This window comes from Megasphaera coli, assembly GCF_900095855.1.
GTDB classification, from domain to species: domain Bacteria; phylum Bacillota; class Negativicutes; order Veillonellales; family Megasphaeraceae; genus Megasphaera; species Megasphaera massiliensis_A.
On record NZ_FMIY01000002.1, the window covers coordinates 1,033,535 to 1,059,607 of the forward strand.

The 26,073-nt window shown below is 49.8% G+C and carries 28 protein-coding genes, 1 tRNA gene and 1 riboswitch; of the genes, 11 read left to right on the forward strand and 18 right to left on the reverse strand.

Features of this window, described 5'->3' with window-relative positions; translation table 11 throughout:
• The first annotated feature begins 31 nt into the window (after window positions 1-31).
• From thiM to rpsD, 4 genes are all read left to right on the forward strand, one after another.
• The gene (gene thiM / locus BQ2674_RS05365; protein WP_075572797.1) at window positions 32-868 is read left to right on the forward strand and encodes a hydroxyethylthiazole kinase; all 837 of its coding nucleotides are present in this window, start codon (window positions 32-34) and stop codon (window positions 866-868) included.
• Between the two features lies 1 nt (window position 869).
• The gene (locus tag BQ2674_RS05370; protein ID WP_075572798.1) at window positions 870-1,172 is read left to right on the forward strand and encodes an MTH1187 family thiamine-binding protein; all 303 of its coding nucleotides are present in this window, start codon (window positions 870-872) and stop codon (window positions 1,170-1,172) included.
• A gap of 72 nt (window positions 1,173-1,244) precedes the next feature.
• Window positions 1,245-1,335 (forward strand) — tRNA-Ser (locus BQ2674_RS05375).
• Between the two features lie 134 nt (window positions 1,336-1,469).
• A complete protein-coding gene (rpsD, locus tag BQ2674_RS05380; RefSeq protein ID WP_075572799.1) occupies window positions 1,470-2,057 on the forward strand; it encodes a 30S ribosomal protein S4 in 588 nt (195 codons plus the stop codon).
• A 74-nt stretch (window positions 2,058-2,131) separates the two neighbouring features.
• On the opposite strand, the gene BQ2674_RS05385 is transcribed toward rpsD, so the two are convergent.
• From BQ2674_RS05385 to BQ2674_RS05410, 6 genes are all read right to left on the reverse strand, one after another.
• Entirely contained in the window at window positions 2,132-3,394 is a 1,263-nt protein-coding gene (locus BQ2674_RS05385; RefSeq protein WP_075572800.1) for a sensor histidine kinase, read from the reverse strand.
• 10 nt (window positions 3,395-3,404) lie between these two features.
• Window positions 3,405-4,073 carry a response regulator transcription factor gene (locus tag BQ2674_RS05390; RefSeq protein ID WP_075572801.1) on the reverse strand — a complete coding sequence of 223 codons (669 nt, stop codon included), beginning with the start codon at window positions 4,071-4,073 and terminating at the stop codon, window positions 3,405-3,407.
• A 13-nt stretch (window positions 4,074-4,086) separates the two neighbouring features.
• Window positions 4,087-4,701, reverse strand: a complete 615-nt coding sequence (locus tag BQ2674_RS05395; protein ID WP_075572802.1) for a GTP pyrophosphokinase — start codon at window positions 4,699-4,701, stop codon at window positions 4,087-4,089.
• 206 nt (window positions 4,702-4,907) lie between these two features.
• Window positions 4,908-5,093 (reverse strand): 50S ribosomal protein L32, encoded by a 186-nt coding sequence (gene rpmF / locus BQ2674_RS05400; RefSeq protein WP_075572803.1) that lies wholly within the window; start codon window positions 5,091-5,093, stop codon window positions 4,908-4,910.
• A gap of 36 nt (window positions 5,094-5,129) precedes the next feature.
• A complete protein-coding gene (locus BQ2674_RS05405) occupies window positions 5,130-5,630 on the reverse strand; it encodes a YceD family protein (protein ID WP_075572804.1) in 501 nt (166 codons plus the stop codon).
• Between the two features lie 46 nt (window positions 5,631-5,676).
• On the reverse strand, window positions 5,677-7,347 hold the full coding sequence (locus BQ2674_RS05410; protein ID WP_083222308.1) for a nucleoside kinase: 1,671 nt from the start codon (window positions 7,345-7,347) through the stop codon (window positions 5,677-5,679).
• Between the two features lie 150 nt (window positions 7,348-7,497).
• On the opposite strand from BQ2674_RS05410, the gene BQ2674_RS05415 reads away from it, so the two are divergent.
• A complete protein-coding gene (locus BQ2674_RS05415; RefSeq protein ID WP_075572806.1) occupies window positions 7,498-8,532 on the forward strand; it encodes a hypothetical protein in 1,035 nt (344 codons plus the stop codon).
• A gap of 16 nt (window positions 8,533-8,548) precedes the next feature.
• Entirely contained in the window at window positions 8,549-9,004 is a 456-nt protein-coding gene (locus BQ2674_RS05420) for a TMEM165/GDT1 family protein (RefSeq protein WP_235828822.1), read from the forward strand.
• A 112-nt stretch (window positions 9,005-9,116) separates the two neighbouring features.
• Here the strand turns inward: BQ2674_RS05420 and BQ2674_RS05425 are convergent, their stop codons facing one another.
• The 7 genes from BQ2674_RS05425 to BQ2674_RS05455 all read right to left on the reverse strand — a co-directional run bounded on the left by BQ2674_RS05425 (window position 9,117) and on the right by BQ2674_RS05455 (window position 15,607).
• Entirely contained in the window at window positions 9,117-9,536 is a 420-nt protein-coding gene (locus tag BQ2674_RS05425; RefSeq protein WP_075572807.1) for a SoxR reducing system RseC family protein, read from the reverse strand.
• A 107-nt stretch (window positions 9,537-9,643) separates the two neighbouring features.
• Complete coding sequence (locus tag BQ2674_RS05430) at window positions 9,644-11,680, reverse strand: heavy metal translocating P-type ATPase (protein WP_235828823.1); 2,037 nt, start codon at window positions 11,678-11,680, stop codon at window positions 9,644-9,646.
• A gap of 57 nt (window positions 11,681-11,737) precedes the next feature.
• Window positions 11,738-12,388, reverse strand: coding sequence for an HMA2 domain-containing protein (locus tag BQ2674_RS05435; protein WP_075572809.1), 651 nt, complete (start codon window positions 12,386-12,388; stop codon window positions 11,738-11,740).
• Between the two features lie 2 nt (window positions 12,389-12,390).
• Window positions 12,391-12,672: an HMA2 domain-containing protein gene (locus tag BQ2674_RS05440; protein WP_075572810.1), complete on the reverse strand. Its 282-nt coding sequence runs from the start codon at window positions 12,670-12,672 to the stop codon at window positions 12,391-12,393.
• Window positions 12,673-12,765: 93 nt separating this feature from the next.
• Window positions 12,766-12,981: a 50S ribosomal protein L9 gene (locus BQ2674_RS05445; protein ID WP_075572811.1), complete on the reverse strand. Its 216-nt coding sequence runs from the start codon at window positions 12,979-12,981 to the stop codon at window positions 12,766-12,768.
• Window positions 12,982-13,072: 91 nt separating this feature from the next.
• Window positions 13,073-13,960, reverse strand: coding sequence for a UTP--glucose-1-phosphate uridylyltransferase GalU (gene galU, locus BQ2674_RS05450; protein WP_075572812.1), 888 nt, complete (start codon window positions 13,958-13,960; stop codon window positions 13,073-13,075).
• An 18-nt stretch (window positions 13,961-13,978) separates the two neighbouring features.
• A complete protein-coding gene (locus tag BQ2674_RS05455) occupies window positions 13,979-15,607 on the reverse strand; it encodes an LPO_1073/Vpar_1526 family protein (RefSeq protein ID WP_075572813.1) in 1,629 nt (542 codons plus the stop codon).
• Window positions 15,608-15,783: 176 nt separating this feature from the next.
• On the opposite strand from BQ2674_RS05455, the gene BQ2674_RS05460 reads away from it, so the two are divergent.
• Window positions 15,784-16,431, forward strand: coding sequence for an HAD family hydrolase (locus tag BQ2674_RS05460; RefSeq protein ID WP_075572814.1), 648 nt, complete (start codon window positions 15,784-15,786; stop codon window positions 16,429-16,431).
• Window positions 16,432-16,472: 41 nt separating this feature from the next.
• On the opposite strand, the gene BQ2674_RS05465 is transcribed toward BQ2674_RS05460, so the two are convergent.
• The 3 genes from BQ2674_RS05465 to BQ2674_RS05475 form a co-directional block, all read right to left on the reverse strand.
• Complete coding sequence (locus BQ2674_RS05465) at window positions 16,473-17,555, reverse strand: S-layer homology domain-containing protein (RefSeq protein ID WP_075572815.1); 1,083 nt, start codon at window positions 17,553-17,555, stop codon at window positions 16,473-16,475.
• Window positions 17,556-17,570: 15 nt separating this feature from the next.
• On the reverse strand, window positions 17,571-18,605 hold the full coding sequence (locus BQ2674_RS05470; RefSeq protein WP_075572816.1) for an S-layer homology domain-containing protein: 1,035 nt from the start codon (window positions 18,603-18,605) through the stop codon (window positions 17,571-17,573).
• A gap of 104 nt (window positions 18,606-18,709) precedes the next feature.
• Window positions 18,710-19,687: an asparaginase gene (locus BQ2674_RS05475; protein ID WP_075572817.1), complete on the reverse strand. Its 978-nt coding sequence runs from the start codon at window positions 19,685-19,687 to the stop codon at window positions 18,710-18,712.
• A gap of 146 nt (window positions 19,688-19,833) precedes the next feature.
• Window positions 19,834-19,935: riboswitch (SAM riboswitch) on the forward strand.
• 86 nt (window positions 19,936-20,021) lie between these two features.
• Between BQ2674_RS05475 and BQ2674_RS05480 the strand changes: the two genes are divergently transcribed.
• On the forward strand, window positions 20,022-20,840 hold the full coding sequence (locus BQ2674_RS05480) for a MetQ/NlpA family ABC transporter substrate-binding protein (RefSeq protein ID WP_075572818.1): 819 nt from the start codon (window positions 20,022-20,024) through the stop codon (window positions 20,838-20,840).
• Between the two features lie 50 nt (window positions 20,841-20,890).
• On the opposite strand, the gene BQ2674_RS05485 is transcribed toward BQ2674_RS05480, so the two are convergent.
• On the reverse strand, window positions 20,891-22,312 hold the full coding sequence (locus BQ2674_RS05485) for a Na+/H+ antiporter NhaC family protein (RefSeq protein ID WP_083222309.1): 1,422 nt from the start codon (window positions 22,310-22,312) through the stop codon (window positions 20,891-20,893).
• A 239-nt stretch (window positions 22,313-22,551) separates the two neighbouring features.
• Window positions 22,552-23,748 (reverse strand): methionine gamma-lyase, encoded by a 1,197-nt coding sequence (megL, locus tag BQ2674_RS05490; RefSeq protein WP_075572819.1) that lies wholly within the window; start codon window positions 23,746-23,748, stop codon window positions 22,552-22,554.
• A 161-nt stretch (window positions 23,749-23,909) separates the two neighbouring features.
• Between megL and BQ2674_RS05495 the strand changes: the two genes are divergently transcribed.
• From BQ2674_RS05495 to BQ2674_RS05505, 3 genes are all read left to right on the forward strand, one after another.
• Window positions 23,910-24,881 (forward strand): LysR family transcriptional regulator, encoded by a 972-nt coding sequence (locus BQ2674_RS05495; RefSeq protein WP_075572820.1) that lies wholly within the window; start codon window positions 23,910-23,912, stop codon window positions 24,879-24,881.
• 166 nt (window positions 24,882-25,047) lie between these two features.
• Window positions 25,048-25,605 carry a DUF3793 family protein gene (locus tag BQ2674_RS05500; protein WP_075572821.1) on the forward strand — a complete coding sequence of 186 codons (558 nt, stop codon included), beginning with the start codon at window positions 25,048-25,050 and terminating at the stop codon, window positions 25,603-25,605.
• Window positions 25,606-25,617: 12 nt separating this feature from the next.
• A complete protein-coding gene (locus BQ2674_RS05505) occupies window positions 25,618-26,031 on the forward strand; it encodes a flavodoxin (RefSeq protein ID WP_075572822.1) in 414 nt (137 codons plus the stop codon).
• Window positions 26,032-26,073 lie beyond the last annotated feature (42 nt).

Consider the following 26,073-nt stretch of genomic DNA (forward strand, 5'->3'; position numbering starts at 1 on the left):
AATCGAAATACCTGTCAAGGAGGTGCACACCATGCTTACAGAAGAGGATTTACGCCGCCGCACGGCAGCTGCCGTAGAGAGAGCCAAAGCGCAAAACCCGTTGGCCGGATCGATTACAAATTTTGTAACTGTCGACTTTGTCGCCAACGCTCAGCTCGCCGTAGGCGGTTCGGCCGCTATGGTCTATCTGCCGGACGAGGGAGAGGCCTTGGCGGCTGCAGGAGAGTCCATGTATATTAATGTAGGCACGCTCTTGCCGATTTATGAAAAAACCGTGCCGGCAACTATGAAAAGGCTGCACGAATTAAAGCGGCCTTGGGTCCTCGACCCCGTTGCCGTCGGCATCGGTGAACTGCGCACAAGTCTTTTACAAAAGGCAAAAGATTATAAACCCGCGGTCATTCGCGGCAACGCTTCGGAAATTATCGCCCTCGCCCGTCTCTGGAATCTGACGGACGGAACGGAAGGCTCTCACGTCCGCGGCGTCGACTCGACTGATACCGTACAGGCGTCAAAAAGCGCTGCTGTTGCCCTTGCCGCCTATACGGGCGGGGCTGTCGCCGTTTCCGGTGCGGAAGACCTGGTTACGGACGGGATTCATCTTGCCCGCTGCCGCGGCGGCTCGCCAATGATGGAGCGCATTACGGGCTGCGGCTGCTCTCTCGGCGGCGTCATCGCCGTATATGCTGCCGTAACGGATCCGTTTACAAGCGCCTTTTGCGGCACGCAGGCTTATAATCTGGCCGGCAAAAAAGCTGCGGCGGCCGCAACGGGTCCGGCTTCTTTTAAAGGACGTTTTATTGACGGCCTGTACAATCTTGGTGCCGACGACATGGCGGTATCCGATTTTATTTGGGAGGTATTGTAAAATGAACACACTCATTGCCCTTTGCATCGCCCCTTGCGGCACAGGCGACGAATATGCACCTGCCGTGGCGGAAATCGTAAAAATTATTCGCGACTCGGGTCTAAAAAACCGCACCAATTCCATGTTTACGGAAATAGAAGGCGAATGGGACGACGTCATGGCGGTCGTCAAAAAAGCGACCTTCCACCTGACCGATCGGGGCATCCGCACGGAAGTCGTTATGAAGGCCGATGTCCGTCCGGGCTATACGGAAATGATGGATAAAAAAGTGGATGCCGTCGAAAAAATACTCTCTCAAACATAGGCTCGGAGCCGAAACTGCGCCGCTTGACAAGGAAAGTCGTCCCAGTGTATACTGATTAGGTCAGCATCTTATGGAGTGGTACTCAAGAGGCTGAAGAGGACGGTTTGCTAAATCGTTAGGGGTCGTAAGGCTTGCGAGAGTTCGAATCTCTCCCACTCCGCCAAATGAAAAAGAGGTATCGCGCGATGCCTCTTTTTTTATGTTTACGCAATTACCGCAATTTGACTTTCCCGTCATTCCGTAGTAATATTTATAGTTGTTTCTATAAAAAATTTATTTAATGAGGTGATGTGAACAATGGCAACAAGGAGAGGCCCACGTTTTAAGGAATGCCGCCGCTTCGGAGTTAATGTCTACGGACACCCCAAGGCATTAAAACGTGTAAAAAAAGACCAACGTCAGAAGAAAATGTCTGAATATGGTACACAGTTATTGGAAAAGCAAAAATTGCGGGCATATTACAACTTGCTTGAACGTCAATTTGTCCGCTACTATGATAGAGCGAGGAAGCAGGAAGGCGTTACAGGCGAAAACATGCTCAAATTGTTGGAATGCCGCCTGGATAATCTTGTTTATCGCATCGGCTTCGCAAACTCCATTCGCCAGGCTCGTCAAATGGTCAACCACGGCCACATTCTGGTAAACGGCAAACGATGCGACATTCCGTCGGCCAACGTCAAAGTCGGCAGCACGGTAACCTTGAAGGAAGGCTCCCGTGCAAATGAAATGTACAAAAAGAACTTCCAGGAGTTGAAGACATTCGACTTGCCTTATATTGAAAAGAACTTCGACGGCTTCGAGGGCACCTTGACCCGCCTTCCCGAACGCAGTGAATTACCGTTGGAAATCAACGAAACGCTCATCGTCGAATTGTACTCCAAGTAAAATTCCACATTAACCGCAAAAGCAGGAAATCTTCGGATTTCCTGCTTTTTTGCATTATATTCCCAGTATACGGTCTACACCGTTACAACGAAAAAGATGACGCCCTCTTTCCATGTGACGCGAATGGTTCCGCCTAAAGATTCCACCAGTCCTTCCGCCATGGAAAGGCCGATGCCGAAACCCGCTTTTTCGCTGTTGTGCGATTCGTCGCCGCGATAAAAACGCTCGAAGAACCGCGAATAGTCGACACCGGCACCGCCTTTAAAATCATTGGCCACCGTTAAGACAAAAGACCCTTTCCGCTTTTTCCTGCCCTTTACGGCAACACGCACAGTTCCTTCAGCATCGCAGTATTTGACAGCGTTGTCGACAAGTATATTGACGAGTTCATACAATCCGCGGCCGTACGTAACGATGTGGATATTCTCCTCTATGTACGCTTCAAGTTTTTTATTTTTATCGGCCGCAACAGTGCGAAAGGACTCAACGACGGCCTGCACCGTTGCGGAAACGTTAAAATCCTTTTTCTCTTCACCCTTGCGGTCACCTTCATTGAGACGCGCCAAGGCGACAAGATTATTAATCAACTCCGTCTGCCGTCTCACTTGCTTCATAATGCTGTCGATCCACTGATTTTTGCCGTTGATCATCTCCAGCGCTTCCGCATTGGCCGAAATAATAGCAATGGGCGTTTTCAGTTCATGGCCCGCATTGGTTATGAATCGCTTCTGGTTTTCTATGTTCGCCGCAAAGGGTTGAATGACCCATTTCGATAAAATCGCAAAGACCAGTATATATACGACAATGCAAAAGATACCCAAAATACAGGAAAAACGCCATAGGACATGGAGAGACGCAAATTCTCTCGTACAATCCATAATGACGATGAGATGGTCCTCATTAGCTTCCGTCGTAATGAGATAAGCGTAAAAAGCCTTATCTTTTTCAAAAAGCCCTTCCACCTTACCTGATGCGACGGACGTTTGTGCATACTTCACGGCCTCTTCATTGCTGAACGAAGCGATATTCTCCGTATTGATTCTTTTTACGTTCCCGTCCTTATCGGCGAGAACGCTGAAAAAACGCGTCTGATAAGAAAATTCTTCCATGTTGTTGCCCCGTTCGCCCGCATTAAACCAACTGCGATTGACGGGCGCGGCCTGTCGCGGTATCATGCCGTTATGAGCCGCAATATACTGCAAGTCGCTGTCCACGTCATCCATAGTCTGTACATAATTGGATACATTCACCAGAATGAGAACAATGCAAACAAGAAGCGCCACTGCTGCCGACGCGAGGAGGATAAAATTACGGCGCAACCGGTGTATCATATTCATATTCTGTCCCTCATACGGCTTTTAACACAAAGGCTCCGTTCTGCTCGCCGTCCAGAGAAACAGCTCCGTGAACGGCTGCCAGTTTCTGCCTCAAATAGGAAATATATACCCAGACGATGTCTTCCGACTCGTCAGTTTCGTCATTCCAAACATACGCAAAAATATCGGGCGTCATCAGTTCTTTCCCCGTATTGAGGAGAAAATACTTTAAAAGCTTCGTCTCCTTCGCCGAGAGGCGAATCGTATTTTCACCTTTCAATTCCTGCGTTTCCACGTTGAGCTCTATGTTGCCGAAACGCAGCAAATCGGGCATAAAATTAGTATTGCGGCGCGTAACGGAACGAATACGCGCCAACAACTCCCTGACGGCAAAAGGTTTCGTCAAATAGTCATCTGCACCTGCATCCAGACCGACAATCCGATCTTCCACTTCCGCCTTGGCCGTGAGCATGATGACGGGCGTTACGTTACCGGCAGCACGTATTTCCGTAAGTGTCTGCACGCCGTCCTTCTTCGGCATCATAATATCAAAGACCATGCAGTCATACCCGTTTCTGGCGGCCATTTCCACAGCGGCCTCGCCGTCATAAACCGTATCGGTCTCGTAACCGCTTGTATTTAAAATAGCCGCAACGGCGGTGGCCAATTCTTTTTCATCTTCTGCCAACAAAATCTTCACTGTCTACAGCACCTCATTTTCCGTGAATTAAATTTCTAATCGTCTGCATGGAGAGGTCGCACGATGCGAGCTCATCGGCACAGCGTTTCAATTCACGACTGATCATTTCCGGATTGGCAATATCCTTCTTATACTTCATTTCATGTTCCAGGCTGGCCCAAGAGTCCATAGCAATCGTACGCAGCTGTATTTCCGCGTAATACAGCCCCGGAATATAGTCGCAGCCCGCCTGCCCCGGTAACTCAAGAACCACGATGATGTGATAACTGCGGTAACCGTTCGGTTTTACGTCTTTAATATAATCCTTTATTTCTGCAATGCGGCAATAAGGCATCCTGCCGATTTGCTCGGCAACGGCATAAATATCGTCAACAAAACGGCAGACGATGCGAATACCGACAGCATCATGTATTTCCTGCAGCATCGTTTCTATGGATAAAGGAAGGCCTTTACGCACGCATTTCTCACGCATGCTCTCCGGTGATTTAATGCGGCTGATAACGTGCTCATATGCAGATGCACCAGTCTCTTCTTTTACGGCATTTCCATATAATTTAAGTTGTTCCAGCAAATACGTGCGCACCAATTCCAGCGTGCTCTTATATTCACCGTAAATATTATCGGCCATTACTGCTCCACCTGCTTTTCCTTAGATCTATACCAATTATACCATACGACCGCTTTTTGTTCAGAAACAATCGTCCGCAGCCGTCTGCCCTATTGAGCAGGCCGCTCTCTGCATGAAACACAGCATTATACCGCATAATCAACTCACTTAATGAGAGGAAATAAAAAAGAGCATGCCTTCAGGCATACTCCCTGTTTCTTACGTCCTTATTCGGCTGCCGTATTGTTGACAACCTGTTTACCCTTGTAAAACCCACAAGTAGGGCATACGTGATGAGGCATAACCGCTTCATGACACTGCGGGCATTCTACGAATCCCGGAACCGTCAATTTCCAATTGGCACGGCGGCGCTTCTGACGCGTTTGGGATAATCTGTTCTTCGGTACTGCCATTTATGTGCACCTCCTTAAAAACTCGGCTTAAATTCATCAATGTTTTCGGTTCAACAGTTCTCCTAAAACAGCCAACCTCGGGTCTATATTATCGGCAGGGCAACTGCAAGTACCTTCATTCAGATCCGACCCGCATTGAGGACAAAGACCTGCACAATCCGTACGACACAAGACCTTCATGGGCTCGCTTGCAATCAGGAGCTCCCTAACGGACTCCGTCAGGTCAACGTATTCACCGTTATAGTAAAATACATCTTCCGGAAGTTCTCTTTCCGTACCGTACGTTTCGGCCAATAAGGCTTCCCGTTCCACCGTAACCGGTTTCAGACAACGGCTGCAAGGATATGTGCCTATCGTACGAATCGTACCGGCGACAATTAAATGACTGCCGTCAAACCAATACTCGCCGTCAACGGACACGTCGCTGTCCTTCCAAGGCAAATCACCTACATCTCCCAAGTGATAAACGGGCTGTATAAAAGAAAAGGAGAACTTCTTCCCTTCCTCTTTTCGCGCATTTTCGACTTGAATCCGCATCTTTTTTACCTCGACTTTTTTATTATATCCAGGCCCCTATTCTTTGTCAATACATTCCTTGCGGCCTGTTTTCTTCCCAGGGGCCTATAAATTCGCGCAGGATGGACATGTAAGGTACCGCTTCCTGTGAAAGAGGCGTAAAAGGACGCATAAATGACTGCAGCCGCCTGGCTTCCGAGTAGTACCTGCTGCCACTGCTTACTGAATCAAGCAACGCTTCCGCATACGGTTTCATTACGGAAAGCTCATACGGCAGCGCCGTATTGAAAATCACATCCGCATCTTCCTGATACGGATAAATATTGGTCTCTTCTCCATGACGCACATTCTCCCATTCCTTCAAAGTCGTCTCAGGGCCGCGGCTGCGGAAACGGGAGTCACGTATCATCCTTCTGATAATCCGCGTATCTGCCGTAGAAATACGATTATGATCATTAATGCGTATCTGCGTCAAAACACCTAAAGAGATCTTGAACTTTTCATAACGGGGAAGCATGTATGTCAGCGAATCGTTCAGCGCATGTAAGCCTTCAACCATGATCAGTCCGCCTGCCGGCATCCGCGTACTGTCTTTATCACAGTACCTTCTGCCCGTCGTAAAATCAAAACGGCTGAGGCAAACGGGCCTTCCTTGCTGCAATTCATTGATCTGACGGCTAAACAACTCTGTGTCGACGGCGCGCAGCGATTCAAAATCATAGGTCCCGTCCGGATTGCGGGGCGTTTCTTCGCGCTCAAGAAAATAGTCGTCCAACGAGAGAACAACGGGCCGCAAGCCTACGACCTGAAGCTGTGTCCTCAGGCGTTTACAAAAAGTCGTCTTCCCCGATGAGGACGGCCCCGCTACGAGTACGACCTTAACGGCCGGTTTCTGAGCGACGATCATATCGGCTATCGCACCCATTTTCTTCGCCTGCAGCGCTTCAGACACATCTATGATCGTTCGGATCGTTCCGTCAGCTATATACCGGTTAAGGTCGGCAACATATTCACAGCATATGATGCGCCCCCATTCCTCCGACTCCAGAAAAAGACGGGCCATCTTCGGAACCTCCCTATATGCGGGAAGTTCTCCCGGTGCATCCGGTTTGGGCGTTTCCAAGATAACTCCCGGCGCATACGGGCGTAAGTTGAAACACGTAATATAGCCCATATCCGGCAAGAGAGGTCCGACATAACAATCCGTGACGGATCCGCACCGGTATACGGCCACATCCTCGGCTACGATATGTTCCCTCAACTCCGCCGCTCTGCCGTCATATAAATCACGACACGTGCGCGCAATCGTCTCTTTTGAGGAACGGAGCTGTTCCACCGGCTCTTTGCAGCGGATCAATTCGTCCATTCGTGCTTTAATACGGGCCACATCCTCCGCCGTAACGGTATGACCGATATCGAGTTCGCAGTATAAGGCCTTACATAAGGCATGCCGAACTCTGACAATACCGTTTTTGTACAGATCGGCAACAGCCCGTACAAGCAGAAGAATACAGGTGCGAATGAGGTATCCGTTGCCTTCAGGCGATGCCAAAGAAACCCAGCGGAGCCTTCCGCCCGATCCCGCCTTTTCCTGCAGACCGACAAATTTATTGTGATAAAAAGCGCCTGCAACCGGCCATCCGTCTCTACCTGCCGGCAACGGACATACGGATATTAACGGTTGCTCCGGTTCCGCTGCTATTTCCTTATTGTATGTCAGATCATAGATGCTTACCACATCGGTTCGCCTGCCTTCAGTAAATAAAATGATATGAGCCGTGCATTCATCACAAACAGTTTATTCTATGTTATAATATGTTTTATTATTCAGTATATATCATATGCTCTTTATTGAACAGAACCAATTTAACGGGAAGAAGGTTGTACTGTGCCCAAAACAAGTACGAGGCTTGTCGATTCCGGCACGATAGGCGCCGTTCTCGCTATTGTTTTTTGTCTTGCCGCAGCAGTTGCGGCAAGACATGACATATACGAGAAAACACCTGACTACGCGCTTCGTCAAATCATCAGCTCTGCCGAAAGCGGTGATAAAACCGATTTTTTCGAAGCCGTCCACGACAAAGATATCGCATATGCCGCCTTTGACAGTTTAACCAGACGACAGCAAGGCGACGCCGTGACCGCCATCCTGGAGTTGGCGGGGCTGCCTGCACGGGAAAATTTTGCCAGTGATATACATATCCTTTGGGAAGATGCGCTGACCGGTTCGAACGCGCTTGACGAAGACGGCGGCAAGGCAGCTGAGGCAGGCGGCATATTGCGTGGATTCGGGTTTTCCGTCCCTTTGAAAGGTTGGTATTATGATTCTCACTCCTTCAGTAAATCAATTGCGGCAGGCAAAGCGGAAATCACGGTCAGCCTTTATAACGACAGATTAAAAGCGACACTCCCCTGCTCAATCATTATGGAAAAAAACGCCGACAGTTGGCAGATAACCGGATTGACCGACGATATCGGTTTTCTTACGGCTGTCGACAAGGCTTATAAAAAAGCCTTGGACACGTACAATAAAGATGCAGTACGTCAAATGGAACGTTTCGTCACAATCGGGTCCGTCAATTCATTCCTTAACAAGGATCCTGCAAGCGGCAAAACCTTCCTGTGCCTGCAATATGCACCGTCCTTTCCGAAGGGGACCGCTAATATCAAAGATATTCTGTGCCGCTATACACTGCGCCGCAATGCGGACGAAGCGGTGCTTTATGAAACGGACCTGCATCTCCCCGCATATAAGGACAATGCCGTCCTTACAAGCCAGTTTCTCTTAAATCCTCTTATCCCGTCACATCAGGCTTTACTGGCAAAGGACGGGCTTGACGATACGACAGGTACGTTGAAACTCATGTCCGTTCTTTTAAAGGACGGTACGGCTATAAGATGCGCGGAAAGGTTACCTCAATAAAGGAGTTTTAATTCTTATGACAGCATTTATCACGGCCTTCCTCATGGTTTTCCTGGCGGAGCTGGGCGATAAAACACAGCTTCTCGTCATGACCTTCGCGGCCAAATACAAATGGCAAACCGTGATCTGGGCAGTCTTTGCGGCTACTGCACTCAACCATCTCATAGCCATCATAATCGGCATCTACCTGAACACGGTCATCAACATGAACTACATTCATATAGCCGCAGCCTGTGCCTTTCTCCTCTTCGGCATAATGACGATTCTGCCGAAGAAGAAAAATGACCGGTTCAAAGGTACGAGAGTTATTCTCAATCCTTTTTGGACAGTTGCCATTGCTTTCTTCCTTGCCGAAACAGGCGACAAGACACAACTCGCTACAATAGCTATCGCTGCAAGGTTCGGCGAATGGCTGCCCCTCCTGGCAGGCACGACGTTGGGCATGATTGTGGCGGACAGCCTGGGTATATGAATGGGAATAATTATCAATAAATACATAGCAGCTGAGAAGATTCAACTCTTCTCAGCTGCTTTTTTTATCTTCTGCGGTCTTTTTGAGCTGGCCACAGTTTTTACTTAATTGCTTACGCTTCAACAATTTCAATGACACGAGGCTTCGTATTCTGTTTTTTCGACAGTGTGCGGTCAAAGAACTTGACGCCGGCCAACCCTATACAAAAAGCGATAATCGCGCCGACTACTTCGCTGCGTATCTGATCCGTTCCCATGGAGCCGCTCACAAAGTAGCCGATGAACGCACCGGCTGCAGCCAGGAGAAGAGGCATAATAAAACAGATAAAGGCACCTATGACAATATTCGTATCGTGGAATTCAAACTTTACGTGTTGTCCTTCCTGAGCATTTACGGGGTTCAAGGCCGTAACGACAATGTCACTGGCGCCGTCGCACGCGCCGCAGGCAATACAATCCGAATGGCGGCCTACTTTTACTTCCGCCGTGCCGTCTTCCAAGATGGAGACAATCGTCCCTTCTTCAATCTTCATAAGAATCACTCCTTTTAGAGTACTAATCTCTCCTCTTGTAAGCAGTATATCACAGGAGGGCATGCCAATCAATACTATTTAAGTGCTGATTAGTATGCCCTCTTTATTTATCGAATTTTCCCTTTTCCCGGCCCTAAAATTCGTACGCTGTTGAGCACAACCGCCAAAGTCGCCGTGTTGTGAATGACAGCTGCCCAGAGAGGACTAATCCGCCCCAGCGCGCCGAGAAGCATGGCAGTCGAATTGACAAGAACGGTAGCCGTAAAGTTCTGATTAATAATTTCCATGGTCCGCTTGCCGATTTGCAGAGCATCGTAGAGTTTGCCCGGATCTTCGGAGCGAATCGTAATGGCCGCCGATTCGGCGGCAATATCCGTTTTCCGACCGCCCAGGCTGACACCGATATCCGCAAAAGCCAAGGCCGGTGCATCGTTGATGCCGTCACCGACCATCATGACATTGCCGCGCTTTTGCAGTTCCATAACATAATTCGCCTTATCTTCCGGCAAAATGTCCGCGTGATAGCCGTCAATATCCATGGCATGAGCCACATCGGCCGCCACTTCCTTGGAATCTCCCGTAAGCATGACCACCTCGTCGACACCGATACGCCTCATGCGGTTGAGCGTTTTCTTCATACCGGGCCGCACGGGATCCTGAATAGTCAAAAAGCCTATGTACTTACGGTCTCGCGCCACGTAAAGAATATTCTTGCCCCATGTCGTGTCGATTACGGCAGGAATGCCCGTTACGCCCTGCTCCTCCATAAAGCGCCGGCTGCCGACAAGTATATCCCCGCCGTGCACATTTTCAAAATCCGGCACGGTTGCCTTCATGCCTCTGGCCACGATCGTTTCAGACATAGTATGCGGCGGTGTCTCCCAGTTGTTGTTTGCCACATACTTGTGTATGGCCACGGCCAAGGGATGAACGGAATGCATTTCCGCCGAAGCGGCCAGAAGAATAACTTCTTTTTCCGTTACGCCCGGTTCCGTCTCAATGTGAGAAATCTGCGGCACGCCGATAGTTATGGTACCGGTTTTGTCAAGAACGACCGTATCGACAGACGAAAGGTTTTCAATATAATTTCCGCCCTTGATCAGGATGCCCTGCTTTGCCGCTACGCCGATAGCTGCGGAAATAGCCGTTGCAGTCGATAATTTCAGGCCGCAGGAAAAATCGATAAAGAGAAGATTGAGTACCCGCTGCCAATCCTTCGTCGCCCCATAGACGATGGCCGCGCCGATAAAGGAGACGGGCACGAGCATATTGGCCGTCTTGTCGGCAAAGTTCTGCACCGGCGCCCGCCGAGTCTGCGCTTCTTCAACAAGATGGATAATCTGAGCCAAAGACGTGTCGTTACCGACTTTTTCGACACAAATAACGAGGTCTCCCGCTTCAATAACGCTGCCTGCATAGACGGCGGAATCCGTCTGCTTAATAGCCGGATTCGACTCACCCGTAATGGATGCCTGATTAACGGCTGCATTGCCGCTTATAACTTTACCGTCGACACAAATTTTTTCGCCCAAATGAACGGCTATATAGTCTCCCGGTTTTAACGATTCAACGGGAACCTTACGTTCTCTGCCGTTCTCAACGATCCAGACATCGCGCTGGTCGAGTTTCAAAAGGCCCGAAATTTGGCTGCGCGCTTTTTCGGCAGCATATTCGGTCAACATTTCCGCTCCGTTTGATAAAGCCAGCAGAGTCAGGCTCGATTCGGGTTTACCCGAAAGGACCGACGCTAAAACGGCCGTAGCCGTCAGCGTATCCGCATTGGCCTGCTTGTCTTCCAAAAAGCCCATTACACCGTTACGAATAAAGCGGCGTGCAATAAAAAGCGTAAAGAGGCGGCGAAAGAAGAGAATGCTCCCATAAAACTCGGGGCTCGCCTTGTGAAGTATATTCATGGCAATAAAGCCGCCTACAGAGAGGACGGCTTCGCGCCGATAAGCGGAAGCGTCCAGGTCTTCTTTTATTTCCCGCTTTACGCCCCGTTTATTTTCAAAAGTCCGCACGAACTGTGTAACCGCCCGTATATCAAGGAGTCCTTTATAGTAGAGGATCACTTCCTTTTCCTTGACCGAAGCCGTTACGATACCGCAAATACGGCGCAGCTGAGCGCCCAGAACCAGCCGCATAGGAACCGGCAAAAAGGCCCTGAGCGGAACTCTATAACAACTGTACATACGTCTTACCTACCTTCCGCGTAAGAGGGCGACAGCCCACCAGAGCATTTGCGGCCCTGAAGGCATTTCGCCGAGTGCGACCATGCGTCGTATACCGCGTGTAATTAAAATAAAAGAAACGAGGGAACGCAGATCAAAGAGATGATGTGTTCGTTCATAGACATATGCGCTCATGGAAGACAATACTTCCTGCAATGTATGCTTGTATTCGGATGAAGGCTGACGATTCAATGTATAGCAGGATACATCGGCACAAGCCGTAACAGGTGCGCCCGTGCAGGGGCAAAAGAAAAATCGGCTTTCCAAAAATATTTCCAACCGTTTAAACGCATCATCACTTTCGGCTCGGACAAGAATACTGCCGGTCATCCGGTTTACTTCCACACTCGTCAAACCCCTTACGTCCTTCAACCCTTCCTGCAAGAGCTCCGCCAAGGGTGCATTTCGCATAATCGCCTTCGCCCGATACCGCCTTCTCCCGGGCAAAGCGGAAACACAGGCAAAATCCGGAATCGCCCGCATCCGATATAAAGACGTGCTTTTCCGTTCATTGACGTCACGTCGCGAAACGGCGGAAGCCGATTTTCCGTTACCGCCCAAGTATTTGTGAACGGCTTTGCCGATAGAGGCGCCCAACATAAATCCCGACACATAGGACATGGTTATATCCTCCTTTCTACATGATTCATAATATATTGCTCCACTTTAGCCAATTCACGATTGGATCGCAAGCTGGAAGGTTCATATTTAATTAAAATCGAACCGGTCAGGACATTCGCCTCTACGGACGCGATTTCCTTATAAGCAGATACGTAGCGGCAAACCTGATCGGTCAGGACCTGATTGTTGACAAGGCGATTACTTTGCAGGCGTATTCTGCCGGGTATATATGAACGGACGGAAACGGCCTGCATAATAAAATCCCACTTCGATACGGGTATCATGAATGCTTTTGAACTCCTCCATTATAACATTCGCCATCTTTAAAAAGAACTGCCGCCACTAGTGGCGGCAGTTACATTCATCCGTCTTGCAGCCTAAGCCTGTTCCGCTTCCTGTGCCGCAATGAGGTCTTCCAATTCTTCTTTTTGACGCTGTAATTCGGCCAAAGGAATGTTAGCGGCAACACTGCCTGCAGCAGGCTGCTGCATAGCCAACAATTGCTGTTCCCTTTCCACCATCAATTTATAGCCGAAAATGCCGGCAACAACGCCTACGCCCAAACCGATCCAAAAATCACCATTCTGAAACATAATACACAACTCCTTTTTCTGATAACCCAAAGCAATATATTTTGCTTGTTCTCAATTATATTACCCTTATTGAGAATAGTCAAGGCAAATTTTAAACTTTTTTCGACTCTTTTTCAGCCAAGTTTTGCAAATATGCCCGAAAAGCATCTCCCAAGTCGGGATTGCGCAGGCCATACTCGACGGTAGCTTTCAGAAAGCCGAGCTTGTCGCCTACATCATAGCGCTTCCCCTCAAAGCAGTACGCATACACAGCTTCGTTGCGCGCCATTTCTTTCAGTGCGTCCGTAAGCTGTATTTCTCCGCCCTTCCCGGGCTTCGTCTCGACAAGCGTACGGAATATGTCAGGTGCAATGATATAGCGGCCCAACACGGCCGTACGGCCGGGCGCTTCTGCAGGAGCCGGCTTCTCAACCATATCGGTAACGCGGAGAATATTTTTTCCTGCAACGGGCGTGCCGGAAACGATACCGTAAGCCGACACTTTTTCGGGTTCCACTTCCTGACAGCCCAAAATCGTGCCGCCCACGTCATTAAAAACATCGATCATTTGCTGCAGCGCCGGACGCGTTTCATTATAGACCACGTCATCACCCAGTAAGACGGCAAAAGGCTCGTTATCAATAAACGACCGGGCGCACAAAATGGCATCACCGAGGCCGCGCATATGCTTTTGCCGAATGTAATGGATATTAATATCGGAAATTTCCCGCACGAGATTGAGCATCTCCGTCTTACCGGCTTGTTCCAAGTGCTGTTCCAGACCGGGCGTCGTGTCGAAGTGGTCTTCTATAGCCCGCTTGGCATGACCGCTGATGATCAGAATTTCTTCTACACCGCTTGCCAGAGCTTCTTCAACAATATATTGAATCGTCGGCTTATCAACGATAGGCAACATTTCCTTCGGCGTCGCCTTGGTGGCCGGCAAAAAACGCGTGCCGAAACCGGCGGCGGGAATAACGGCCTTACGAATCTTTTTCATGTGTATATCTCCCGAATCTTATTCAAACCAACGACTTAAATCAAATTCTTCCCCGATTATTTCACGAATATAGCCTTGTCCCAAGTAGAGGCCCAAGAGAGATAGCGTCGACACGCGCAGCATTGTGCTGTCCCAAATATCGCCCATATCGGCGAGAATCGGTGATATTTCTTCCATCACGTCCAGAGCTTCTTCACCGCTGAAGTCGGCCGGCCGTTTCCGCGCCAAACGCAGGAGACCTTCCTGAATATCTCTGTCTTCAATGCGGGCGAGGCGGAAGAAACGGGACGCCATGTTGTCGTCAATGAGGGCCAGCTTATGAAGTGGCGAGTTGAAAGATTGAACGATGAACTCCGCCGGCATATAGGCCGTCTTCAAAGCCTTGCGCAATTCTTCCTCCGTAAAACCGCGATAGCGGAAGAGGAGAGGGTATGAATCGCCGAGAAGTGTAGCGAAAGGCGTGCCTTTCGTTTCTACGGCCGTGCAGTGGAGGTAATCCAACTGCTGATAATAAGGCCGTTCCGTCGGAAAGTGATTGACTATAGGCAAGACATATTTCTCTATATATTGGCCGAAGGTTTCTTTATCGACATTGTGCGAGTTGCGTGAGTAGAGGAAAAGCAGCAACAGCGCCAATATCTGATAATGAGGCCGTGACAAGTAAGGCATAACCTTCAGGGCATCTATGGCAACCAAATGACGTGTCGATGTGGCCGGGCAGCGGACAATGTCGAAGAAAGCCCGTAAAGCGACGGCTTCGACAAAATCTTCCGGATGAGCGGCATAGGTCTTTTGCACCTGCAACAGGGCATCTTGCACTTCGAGCGTCGACAATATCTGCTCCCGATCTTCATCGAGACGGCAGCCTGCGGTACGGAAAGCCGCTCCCGTAATATATTGTACGTTCTTCTTCATTTCCGTTCCTGTAAAACTGTATTGCCGCAAGAAGTGTTCCGTACATTTGTTAATGAGAGGTGATTCAATGACTTCCTTATTCTGCCGCACTTGAACGACCGCTTCCTTTTCAGGAGCGGCAGCGGTCTGTACCTGCAATTCAGGTGCGCTGTCCTTGACTGCCGGTACGGGGCGCGTCGAATCGACGTCCGCCGCTACAGCCGACACGGCAAGCTTTTCCTTGGCAGCCAAGTCTGCGGCCACGACGGCACCCATACCGGACAACGATTCGCTTTCCTTCCGGTTTTGCCGTTTCGCCGTTTCCCGGCTTTCAGCCAGAGCGGTCGCCTTGTTCATGGCCGCCGTAATTTCATCGCGCCGTAATACGCGTGTACTGCCTGCGTCGTCGGCAACCTTATCCGGCCGTTCGGTTTTATATACTATTTCTCCGGCATCGTTAACCGCTTCTCCTCTATGATTTAAGTAAGCACTTTCCGCCTTTCTTACGGGCTTTTCGTGAACCTGTACGGACGTCGATTGACTAGGCGTTTTCTTTTCCTGACTCGGTTGTAATGCATTCACGCGGCCGGCCGACCGTTCCGGGCCGTGCTGACGCAAATCGCCGCGAGATCCGGTCTTATGTGATTCCGCATGCTTTTTCTCTCCGTCGTCACCGGAATAAACGAGATAACAGACGGCAAAAAACACGATGACCATACCGACTACAAGCGCATATGGCAAAAACTGACTCATACAGATTCACTCCTCTTTCTCAGCAATGAAAATACCTTGTATCATTGTATCACACTCCGTATGTTGTTTGTATCTTTTTAGGATTTAAGAAATTAGACAAATACGGGGAAGCCTCTTATAATAAATTCAATGCACCGTCAGGCGCACCATATATTAGAGCCGAGGGACTGATACTCATGAAAACATACAAAGCTATCCTCTTCGATATGGACGGCACCGTCCTGGATACGTTGAACGGCCTCACGAACTCCCTGGCTGTCGTTTGGAAACGCCATAATCTGCCCATCTTATCAAGCGGAGACGTGCGTCTTTGCCTGGGCTACGGCTACGACGGCCTCATTGCGAGAGCGGCGCCGCACCTGTCAATCGCCGAACAGGCCGAACTGACGGAAGAATTCAAAAATCACTACAGCACACACTGTCAAAACGGTACGGCACCTTATGCAGGCATTCGACAGGCCTTGGACGGTTTAAAGTCCAAGGGTTATAAGACAGCCATCGTATCCAACAAGGGACAGGCCGCCGTGACGGCCCTGCACGACCTGTACTTCCGGGGCCTTGCAGCATTTTCCCTCGGCGCGACGGACGCCGTGCCGAAAAAGCCGCAGCCGCAAATGCTCTATACCGCCTTGAAACGCCTCGGCTGCACGCCTGATGAGGCCGTGTATGTAGGTGACTCGGAAGTGGACAAGATCACTGCCGACAACGCCGGTCTGGACAGTCTTCTCGTCACATGGGGGTTCAGAGATGCCGCTTTCCTGCAAGTTCTGCACCCGACCTATCTGATTCACGACGTGGCTGAACTGAGCCGGATTTTTCCGTAAGAAAACGCCGCCCTTTTTATAAAGGTGCGGCGTTTGTACCGTTAAAATTTTCTTGACGCGACGATGGCCGTCTCTCTGTCCAATAGAGACGATGTAAACAAAGCTTTCGGCAGACGATGTCTCGTTCGCGCCGTTACGGGCTCGCGTACACCCGAATCGGCCCGCGTTCCCTTCACTTTTTCTTTGGCCGTCACGGCATCTTCATTGCGTACAATGCCGCGGCCTGCCTGCCTTTCCAATTCCGCCAGCACATCCGCCGGCAAGGGAGTCTTCGTCATAACAACGATTTGCTGTGCCTTGTAATCGGGCAGGCTGCCTAAATATTCCTCTTTGTCCACAGTCGCGGCAAGGACATCACCGACAATGCGCAAAAGCGTGTCATACTCACTCTTCGCCATGACGACGGGCTTCACCTGCACGACGCTTCTGAGAGAGTGATCGCGTTTCAGCCGCCGTTCAAGAGACCTTGACGAGCCGTCCAACAGACCGATGACAAGCGTATCTCCGTCCCAGTAGAGCGTCCCCTCGTCGAAGAAGGAAATCATGGAACCGTATTCGTCGTTCAGGCACTTCATGGCGGCCTTTTCCAGCTCTACATGCGGCACATAGACACCGTCCGGTTTGATAATCCGGAATAACTGCTCCGCCGCGGCGCCGCGCGTCATGTATTCACCTGCAGCCGGCTGCTCTTTAAGCCGCGCCGTATAGGGTGTCATGTCCAGACGGCTGTACGCACCGTACCGTTCCAAGGCGGCCGCATACTCACTGACGGACAGTGGCTCGGATGCTCGAAAATCGCCCTTTCCGTCAGCCTTCAGAATACCTGCGGCCTCTACAGCATAAAAGGGCGCCGCAGCACTTTCCTTCTGCTGCGGCGTAAGGACTGCAGAAAGGGACGGCGTCACATTGTAGAGCAAATGTGCCAAATCGCCGCGCGTAAGGGGTGTCTGCGGCTGAAACTCATTGCCCATAATAAAATCCAGGCATTTTATATCGTATAAATAATCTATGGCCCCTCTGTTCGCCACACTCGCCAAGTCCTTATAGGGCGCGCGGGAAAATGCACAAAGGCTGCCGCTGACGGCAAGGACGGCGCAGAGAAAGGCTGTGCGTTTACGATTCATACGCTGAAACTCCCGTTATTCGCCATCTTCCGCAACGATTATCCGCAGCCCTTTGCCGACGGCTTTCTTCAGCGCTCTTTGCGTACTGTCCGACATGGCCGGTGCCGTAAGTACGACTTCTTCGTTTAAGTAATCGACGGCAACGGTCGCCTCTTTGCCTTCTTTTTCTTTATATACGCGAAGAGCATCGTTTTGCATCTTCTTATAGTCGTTATAGCTGTACGCACCCTTGCGCACGACAACGGAACCGTCGGCAATGCGGTCATCGCCGTTAATCAGGCCTTCCAGCTTGGAACGGTTGGCGTCTTTCTTGACGATTACGTTGAGCGTATCGCCCTGCCAGTACATGGCTCCGTCGTCGGAAAACTTCCTGACCGAGCCGTATACCTTCGTAATGTGGGAGAATACATATTTTTCTACTTCCTTTTCTTCAGCCTGCGTCTTTGAATTGCCCGTGAGGACACGATAAAGAACGTTGACGGCTTCACCGCGTGTAATGTGCCGCTGCGGCAGGAACATGTCGTTCGACCCCTTCATGTAACCGACGGCGGTCAACGTATCGACGGCCGTCTTGGCCCACGGCGCAATATCTTTTTCATCCTTGTAATCTACAGCCGATTTCTGGGCGGCAACACCTTTGTAATTCATGTAATTATAGGCAATGACGGCAAATTCCTGACGCGTAATTGCCCTTTCCGGTTTAAATGTTCCGTCTTCATAGCCGTTCATAATCTGTTTGTCCACCATGGAAGCGATTGCCTTTTCGGACCAGCGCCCTTTGACATCCTTGAAATCGACTGTAGCCTCATCAGTTCCGCCGATTATATTGTTCAAAATAGACGCGGCGCCTTCACGTGTAATGTCTTCATTCGGTTTAAATTCATCGCCCATGCCGCTCACATAGTGGCGGTCATAAAAATATTGAATTGCCGGTTTGCCCCAATAATTATCAATATCTTTAAAAGGAGCCGCAGTTTTTGCGGCAAAGGCGGACCCGCTCAGAATAACGGCACACGTCAAAGCTGCCGCTATTTTTTGATATTTTTTCATCTTTAATCGCTCCCATCCAACAATCCGGAAAAGTCTAATAAAACCTGATTTATTTTAGCATACCGGCCGCATAAGGACAAGGTTAAAGCCCTTTCCCGCAGCCCTTAATACTGCGCAAAATTCCGCTTCGTTTCAGCGGCGCCGTCGGACCGTAACAAAGATAATTGCAAGAGAATTTTTGCCTGCTGCGGTGTCAATGAATCTCCGCAAATAAAAGCCTTGCCGTCGCCGCCTTCCGTAACTATGCCGCCCAACACACGCGACGTGCGCACTATGATGATTCCCGCCCGGGCCGCCTGCTGCAGGGCGGACTCACAGTAAGAGGGATTTTTCCCGTGCCCCAAACCGGCAAGAACCAATCCTTTGACACCGCAACTTACAGCTGCCCTAATGAGATCCGGCGACATACCTACGTAAGCGTACAAAATCCAAACGGGCGGCAACGTTTCCGCGTCGCCAAGGAAAAAAGTCGATTTGTACGTGTGCAGACGCAAAGGCTGCTGATAGAAAAAAGGCTCGCCGTTTTGGATAAAGCCGACGACACCCATTTGACGGCCCTGAAAAGCATGGACGTGAGTCGTGTCCGTCTTGTAACCGAAACGGGCACTGCAAAGCATACCGTTCATGGCAATGAGGACTCCGTACTTTCCCGCTTCCGCCGTCTTTGCCGCCTGCACGGCTTCCAAGAGATTCAAAGGTCCGTCCGCACTGAGTGCCGACGCCGGCCGCATGGCGCCCGTAAGGATGACGGGCTTGCATGTATGGACCGTAAGATTTAAGAAATATGCCGTCTCTTCAAGCGTATCCGTACCGTGCGTAACAACGATACCGTCCACGTCGTCGCGGGCTGCCGCATCCTCCGTCCGCCGTGCCAGGGCAAGCCATTTTTCTTCGGTCATGTCGGAGCTGTCAATATTGAACAGCTGTTCCCCCGTCACGGCGGCAACATCGTGAATTGCCGGCACGGCAGCCAGGAGATCACCGATGTCCATAACCCCCGCCGTATAACCGGTCAAATTCGTCGCCCTGTCCGCCCGGCCGGCAATCGTGCCGCCGCAGGCAATAATATGTATGTTTCGCAAGACCGCCGCACCTCCCCTATGTATACGCTAAAGTATAGCGAATAGGGCAGCCTGCTGTCTACCCCGCCTTTAAACGGTCAAGCGTAAATTCGCAGGTTGACAGCCCGGAATGACAATGCTATGATTAACACCATAAATTGCATATAGTTTCATCAAGAGCAATCGAGGGACATGGCCCGATAACATTGCGGCAACCCCCATTACGGGAAGGTGCCAATTCCACGGCAGAATCTGCCGACAGATGAATTTGCATAGTAAAAGCCGTCATATACCATGACGGCTTTTTTATGAAACTGTATGCCATTAATTTCTTCTTATGAAAGGATGTTGCCTTATGAAATTATCCCTATCCAAAGCCCTTGCCCTGACCCTTATAGCCGCTGCCATAATTTTTACCGCCGGCTGCGGCAGTTCCGATACGGCTTCGACCGACAAGAAAGAGGTTAAAATCGGTGTAACCGCCGGCCCCCACGCGGAAGTTATGGATGAAGTCGTCAAAGAGGCGGCTAAACAGGGCATTACCCTGAAAGTCGTCGAATTTAACGACTATGTTCAGCCGAATACGGCGCTGGCCCAGAAAGACCTGGATATCAACTCCTTCCAACACCAACCGTATTTGGATAATATCGTCAAAAAGCAGGGCCTTAACCTGAAATCCATCGGTAAGACGATCATCCTGCCCATGGGCGTCTTCTCTCATAAATATAAGAACTTGAGTGACGTAACGTCCGGCGCCAGAGTCGCCATCCCTAACGACCCGACGAACGGCGCCCGTGCCCTGCTGCTTTTGCAGGCAGCCAAACTCATCAAACTGCAAGACGGCAAGACCGTCGACGCAACGGTTCAGGATATTGTTGAAAATCCGAAAGACCTGCAAATCGTCGAACTTGACGCGGCACAAATCGCCCGCTCCCTCGACGATATGGATTTGGCTTGCGTAAACACGAATTACGCGATCCCCGCAGGCCTGAATCCACAGAAGGATTCGCTCACAGTCGAAGATAAAAACTCTCCTTATGCCAATGTCTTCGCCGTCCGCACCGAAGATACGGACAACGAAACGTATAAAAAAATCGTAGCCATTTACCAGTCCGAACCGATTCGAAAATTCATTGAAGAACATTTCCGGGGATCCGTCTTACCGGCATTCTAAAGACGACACAAAAGGGGCCCGCATAATGCGGGCCTCTTTTTTTCATGTCCTTATTGAGTCTGTACTTTGCTTTGCGGTTTCTGCCGTTCAAAATTCCAAGGGTCTTTCCGAATAAAGCCGTCCGAGAAGGGAATGAAGACGGAAATAACGGCCGAAATACCGAGGAGGTAAATGAACCACGTGTACGGCAAAACTTCAAGAGGCGACACGGCACCGGCCGTAAAGCCCGTAATAATCAGCATTTGTGCACCATAAGGAATGAGCCCCTGGAAGATGGTCGAAAACGTACTGAGCAGGGCTGCACTGCGACGCGGGTCAACGTGGAACTTATAACAAATGCGTTTTGCCATTTCGCCGTTAATAATGATGGAAACCGTGTTGTTCGCCAAGGCAATATCCGTAACCGACACGAGAGCGGAAATACCGAGTTCGGCGGACCGCTTGCCGACGATTAAATGCTGCACCGAATGGAGCAGATAAGCAATGCCGCCGGCCTTGCTTACCATCGCTGCCAGACCTCCTGTCAGCATGGACAGGAGAAAGATGTCGAACATGCCGCTGAAGCCCTTATACACAGCTTGCATGAAGGTCAGGAAGTTGAGATCGCCATAGGCCATGCCGATGACGCCGGCAAGAATCGTACCGCCGACGAGAACCAGGAAGACATTCATGCCCATGACGGCCGTGATGAGGACAATGATATACGGCAGTATTTTAATTACATTAAAATCATGATCGCCCGCACTGACTGCCGTTTCGGCGCCGCCGAAAAGAACGAGGAGAATAAATGTAATGACTGCCGGGAAGATGGTAAGCCAGAAATTCAAGCGGAACTTATCCTTCATTTTGCACCCTTGTGTTCGCGTAGACGCAATGGTCGTATCGGAAATGATAGATAAGTTGTCTCCCAACATGGCGCCGCCGACAAGACACCCCAGAACCAAGGCCAAGGGTGTACCGGACCGTTCGGCAATAGCAACGGCAATCGGACCGACAGCGGCACAACAGCCGACGGATGTACCCGTTGCCGTGGAGATAAAAGCGGAAATCAAAAAGATACCGGCCGCCAGGTATTCCGGCGGGATATAGGTCAGCCCCAGGTTAACCGTCGAGTCGATGCCGCCCATAGCCTTGCAAACCGAGGCAAAGCCGCCGGCCAACAAGAAGATGCAGCACATGATCAAAATGTCCGGATTGCCGCAGCCCTTAATAAAGGTGTCGAATTTATCGTTAAAGGTCCCTTTCAAAATAATGAAGGCAACAATAATGCCGATAATCGACGCAAGCGGTGCCGGAAACTGATAAAAGGGCATTTCAACGCCCTGCATTTGGAGGAAAATCCCTGCACCCAAGTAAACCGCGACAAAGACGACGAAGGGCAGTAAGGCCGTACCGTTCGGTGTGACATGAGATTCTTCACTTATCTTCCCGGCAAGTTCCTCTTCTGCACGATATTCTTCATTCTCATTCATTACTAATACACTCCTCTCTCCGTACCCACGAAATTAATATTTTCCCTGCCTATGCATTATGGACAATGGTAACACAACGATATATTTCCGTAAAATATAAAAAGCACAGGCTTATGTATAGATAAATTATATGAAATTTTATTTATTTTCCTTATAGTTTTAATTGATTGTATTTTATTTTCAAATAAAAAGGGAATTACGCCGCTTTTGACGTAATTCCCTTTCATTAATCATATCTTTTAAATTTTATCAAGAGCCTGTTTCAAGTCGGCAATAATATCAGCCGCATCTTCCAGGCCGACAGAAAGGCGGACAAGGCCCTCACTGATACCGGAAGCTTTCAGTTCTTCTGCCGTGTATGTCGAATGTGTCATGGTTGCGGCATGTTCGATAAGTGTTTCCGCATCGCCCAAAGATACGGCGAGCTTGCAGAGTTTTACGCTGTCCATAACGATGCCGCCGGACTTCTTGCCGCCCTTTACTTCAAAAGAAATCATGCCGCCGGGCAGGTGCATTTGCTTCTTAGCGAGCTCATAGTAAGGGAAGCTCTTCAGCCCCGGATAGGCGACGGATACGACGGCCGGGTGTGTTTCCAAGAAGGCAGCCACTTCCATAGCGTTGGCGCAGTGCCGTTCCATGCGGATGGCGAGAGTCTTCATACCGCGGGCAATGAGGAAGGCGTCAAAGGGACTGAGAACGGCACCGGTCATATCCTTAATACCGAAAAGGCGCACCTGTGTCATGCATTCTTTCGTACCGCAAACAAAACCGGCAATGACGTCGCCGTGACCGTTCAGGTACTTCGTAGCCGAATGAACGACCACGTCTGCACCGAGAGAGATGGGTTTTTGAATATACGGCGTGCAGAACGTGTTGTCCACGACAACGGAGCAGCCGGCTACAGTATGAGCAATTTCGGATACGGCTGCAATGTCAACGATATCGAGTGTCGGGTTGGCCGGCGTTTCGACATAAACCATCTTCGTATTGGGCTTCATGGCCTTCTTTACGGCGTCAAGGTCCGTCATGTCGACAAAGGTCACTTCCACGCCGGCACGAGGTATGCCGTGGCTTAAGAGAGCAAAGGTGCAGCCGTACAGCGTCTTGCCGGCAACGATATGATCGCCGCTCTGCACTAAAGTCCAGAAGGTCGTCGAAATAGCACCCATGCCGGAAGCCGTAGCCACGCAAGCCTCAGCACCTTCAAGAAGGGCCACTTTTTCTTCAATTACGGTCGTCGTCGGGTTGCCCAGCCGGCTATAAATATATCCTTCTTCTTCCAAGGCGAAGCGCTTGCCGCCTTGTTCGGCCGAATCAAAGACGAAGGTCGACGTCTGGTAAATAGGAGCCGTCAGCGCACCGAAAGAGTTCGGTGCGGCACCGCCGTGAATAGCCTGTGTCGAAAATCCCATTTTTTCCAATTCTTCCCGTTTCATAAGTATCCTCTCCTTCATAATTATTTTTTATAAATACTTTAATATTTCATGACTTTTTCGCATATTCTTTGACTCTTTAAAGTATAACACCGTATACTGTTCTTGAATAATATGATCTGTCAATTCTATTTCATAGAAAAAATATATGACGGAGGTTCGCCATGACGCTTCAGCAGCTGCAGTATATTGTAGAAATATCCAAATGCAGTTCCATTACGGCGGCAGCCAAAAAATTATTTGTTGCCCAACCGAGTTTAAGCAAGGTCGTCAAAGACTTGGAGAAAGAGTTTCACATTACTATTCTGCGCCGCAGCCGCCACGGTATTTCCTTTACGGCGGACGGCCTGAAATTCCTGCACTTTGCCAATCAGGTACTTGACGCGTCGGCCAACATGCAGGACTACTTTCTGCATGAAAAGGGGGATGGTGAAAAAATTCGTCTCTCCATTTCGTCGCACCATTACCTCTTCGCCATTGACGGCATGATCAGCTTTCTCCAAAGGCAAGCGGATACCGCGGCGTATACGGTACGCATTTCCGAAGGGCGTACGTCGCAAATTATTCACGACGTCCTCGTCCAGCGCAGCCAGATCGGTATTATTTACATTTCCGAATTGACGGAACAGTTCATGTACCGCATCCTTGCAAAAAACAACTTGGAGTTTGTCCCCTTCTGTGATTTCCCTCCTCACGCTTATTTGAGCAAAAACCATCCTCTGGCAGGACTGCCGGAAATTTCAATCGAACAACTCCTGCCGTACCCGCATATTTGCTACGAGCAGGGCAATGACCCGTCGCAGTTGTCGGAAGAATACATTATTCCCAAGTACTATTCGCGTAAGACCATTTACGCTACAGACCGCTCCACCATGCTCAGCATCATTGCCCACACGAACGCGTACAACCTGGGTACGGGCTGCCTCCTGCCCCGCATCACCGGACAAGACGTCGTCTCCATTCCCATCAGCGGCGCCGGCGGCACTATGACCATCGGTTGGATAAAGAAAAAGAACATGCCCCTTACAAACGAATTAACCGAATACCTGCACGACTTGCAAAACTCCCTGCGTGCGGCTCTCGGGCACACGCCCTTTTCGGCCCGTCCGTCTATGCCGAAAAAGCACATGTCATAAGTTATCTATAAAGAAATAACAACTATCAACTAAATCCCCGTCTTTTACCTTGTTTTTCATAAAAATATACGGATTCATCCACCTTCGGCAGAAAATGCGTTTGACAATTATTTTCACAATTGGTATATTGGTATAGGCAGTACTCGGAGTAAGGGGGAGGTAAGGAATGGATATCGACGCACTCTTGATTACTCATTGCGCGCCGACGTTGGCACGCTTGAAAATCGGCTCACTTCTCTGCTTCCACAATCTTGAAGAAGCCGAGGATTTTCAAGACACCATAGAAAAATATAATCGGAAATACAATAGCAAAGGCCTGTATTTCCGCATTCTTTTCGCTTGCCCGAAACGCACACTCCTCTACGTATATCGGCCCGGTTCCGTCCGGGCGTATATGATGCAGCGAAGCGTGCTCTGCTTCTTAAAGCAATATGGTTACACTGCCGACATGAGCTTGGACGACATGCTTACCCTCTTGGAAAAGCGTTTCGACGAAGCTTGTTGTTTCCCCCATGAAGCGGGACTGTTTCTCGGCTATCCCGTCGAAGATGTATACGGTTTCATTCACCACAAGGGCAGCCACGCCAAACTCTGCGGCGAGTGGAAGGTATACGGAAATCCCCAAAAAGCGGCACGCCTTTTTAATACATTCACGCGATGCCGAAAATATTACAGCAACAGATATTCTGTTGGCATAAAATTAGAAGAGCTCATTATAGCTTAAGGAGGAATTATCATGGTATCAATCGTTTATTGGAGTGGCACAGGTAACACGGAAGCGATGGCAAATGAAATCGAAGCGGCTGCAAAGGCTGCCGGCGCCGAAGTTGAAAAAATGTTATTTGAAGACACGACTGTCGACGAAGTGGCAGGCAAGGATGTTATCCTTCTCGGCTGCCCCGCAATGGGCGGCGAAGAATTGGAAGAAACGGTTGTTGAACCGTTCTTCGCTGAATTGGCAGGCAAGTTGAGCGGCAAAAAGGTCGGCCTCTTCGGCTCTTACGGCTGGGGCACGGGCGACTGGATGGAAACGTGGAAACAACGCGCTGTTGATGCAGGCGCCAACGTTTTCGGTACGGCTATTGTCAACGAAACGCCGGATAACTCCGAAGAATGCGCAGCTCTCGGTAAAGCGGCAGCTCAGGCTTAATAAAAAAATATTTCAAACAAAGGCGCTTCATTGATATGGAGC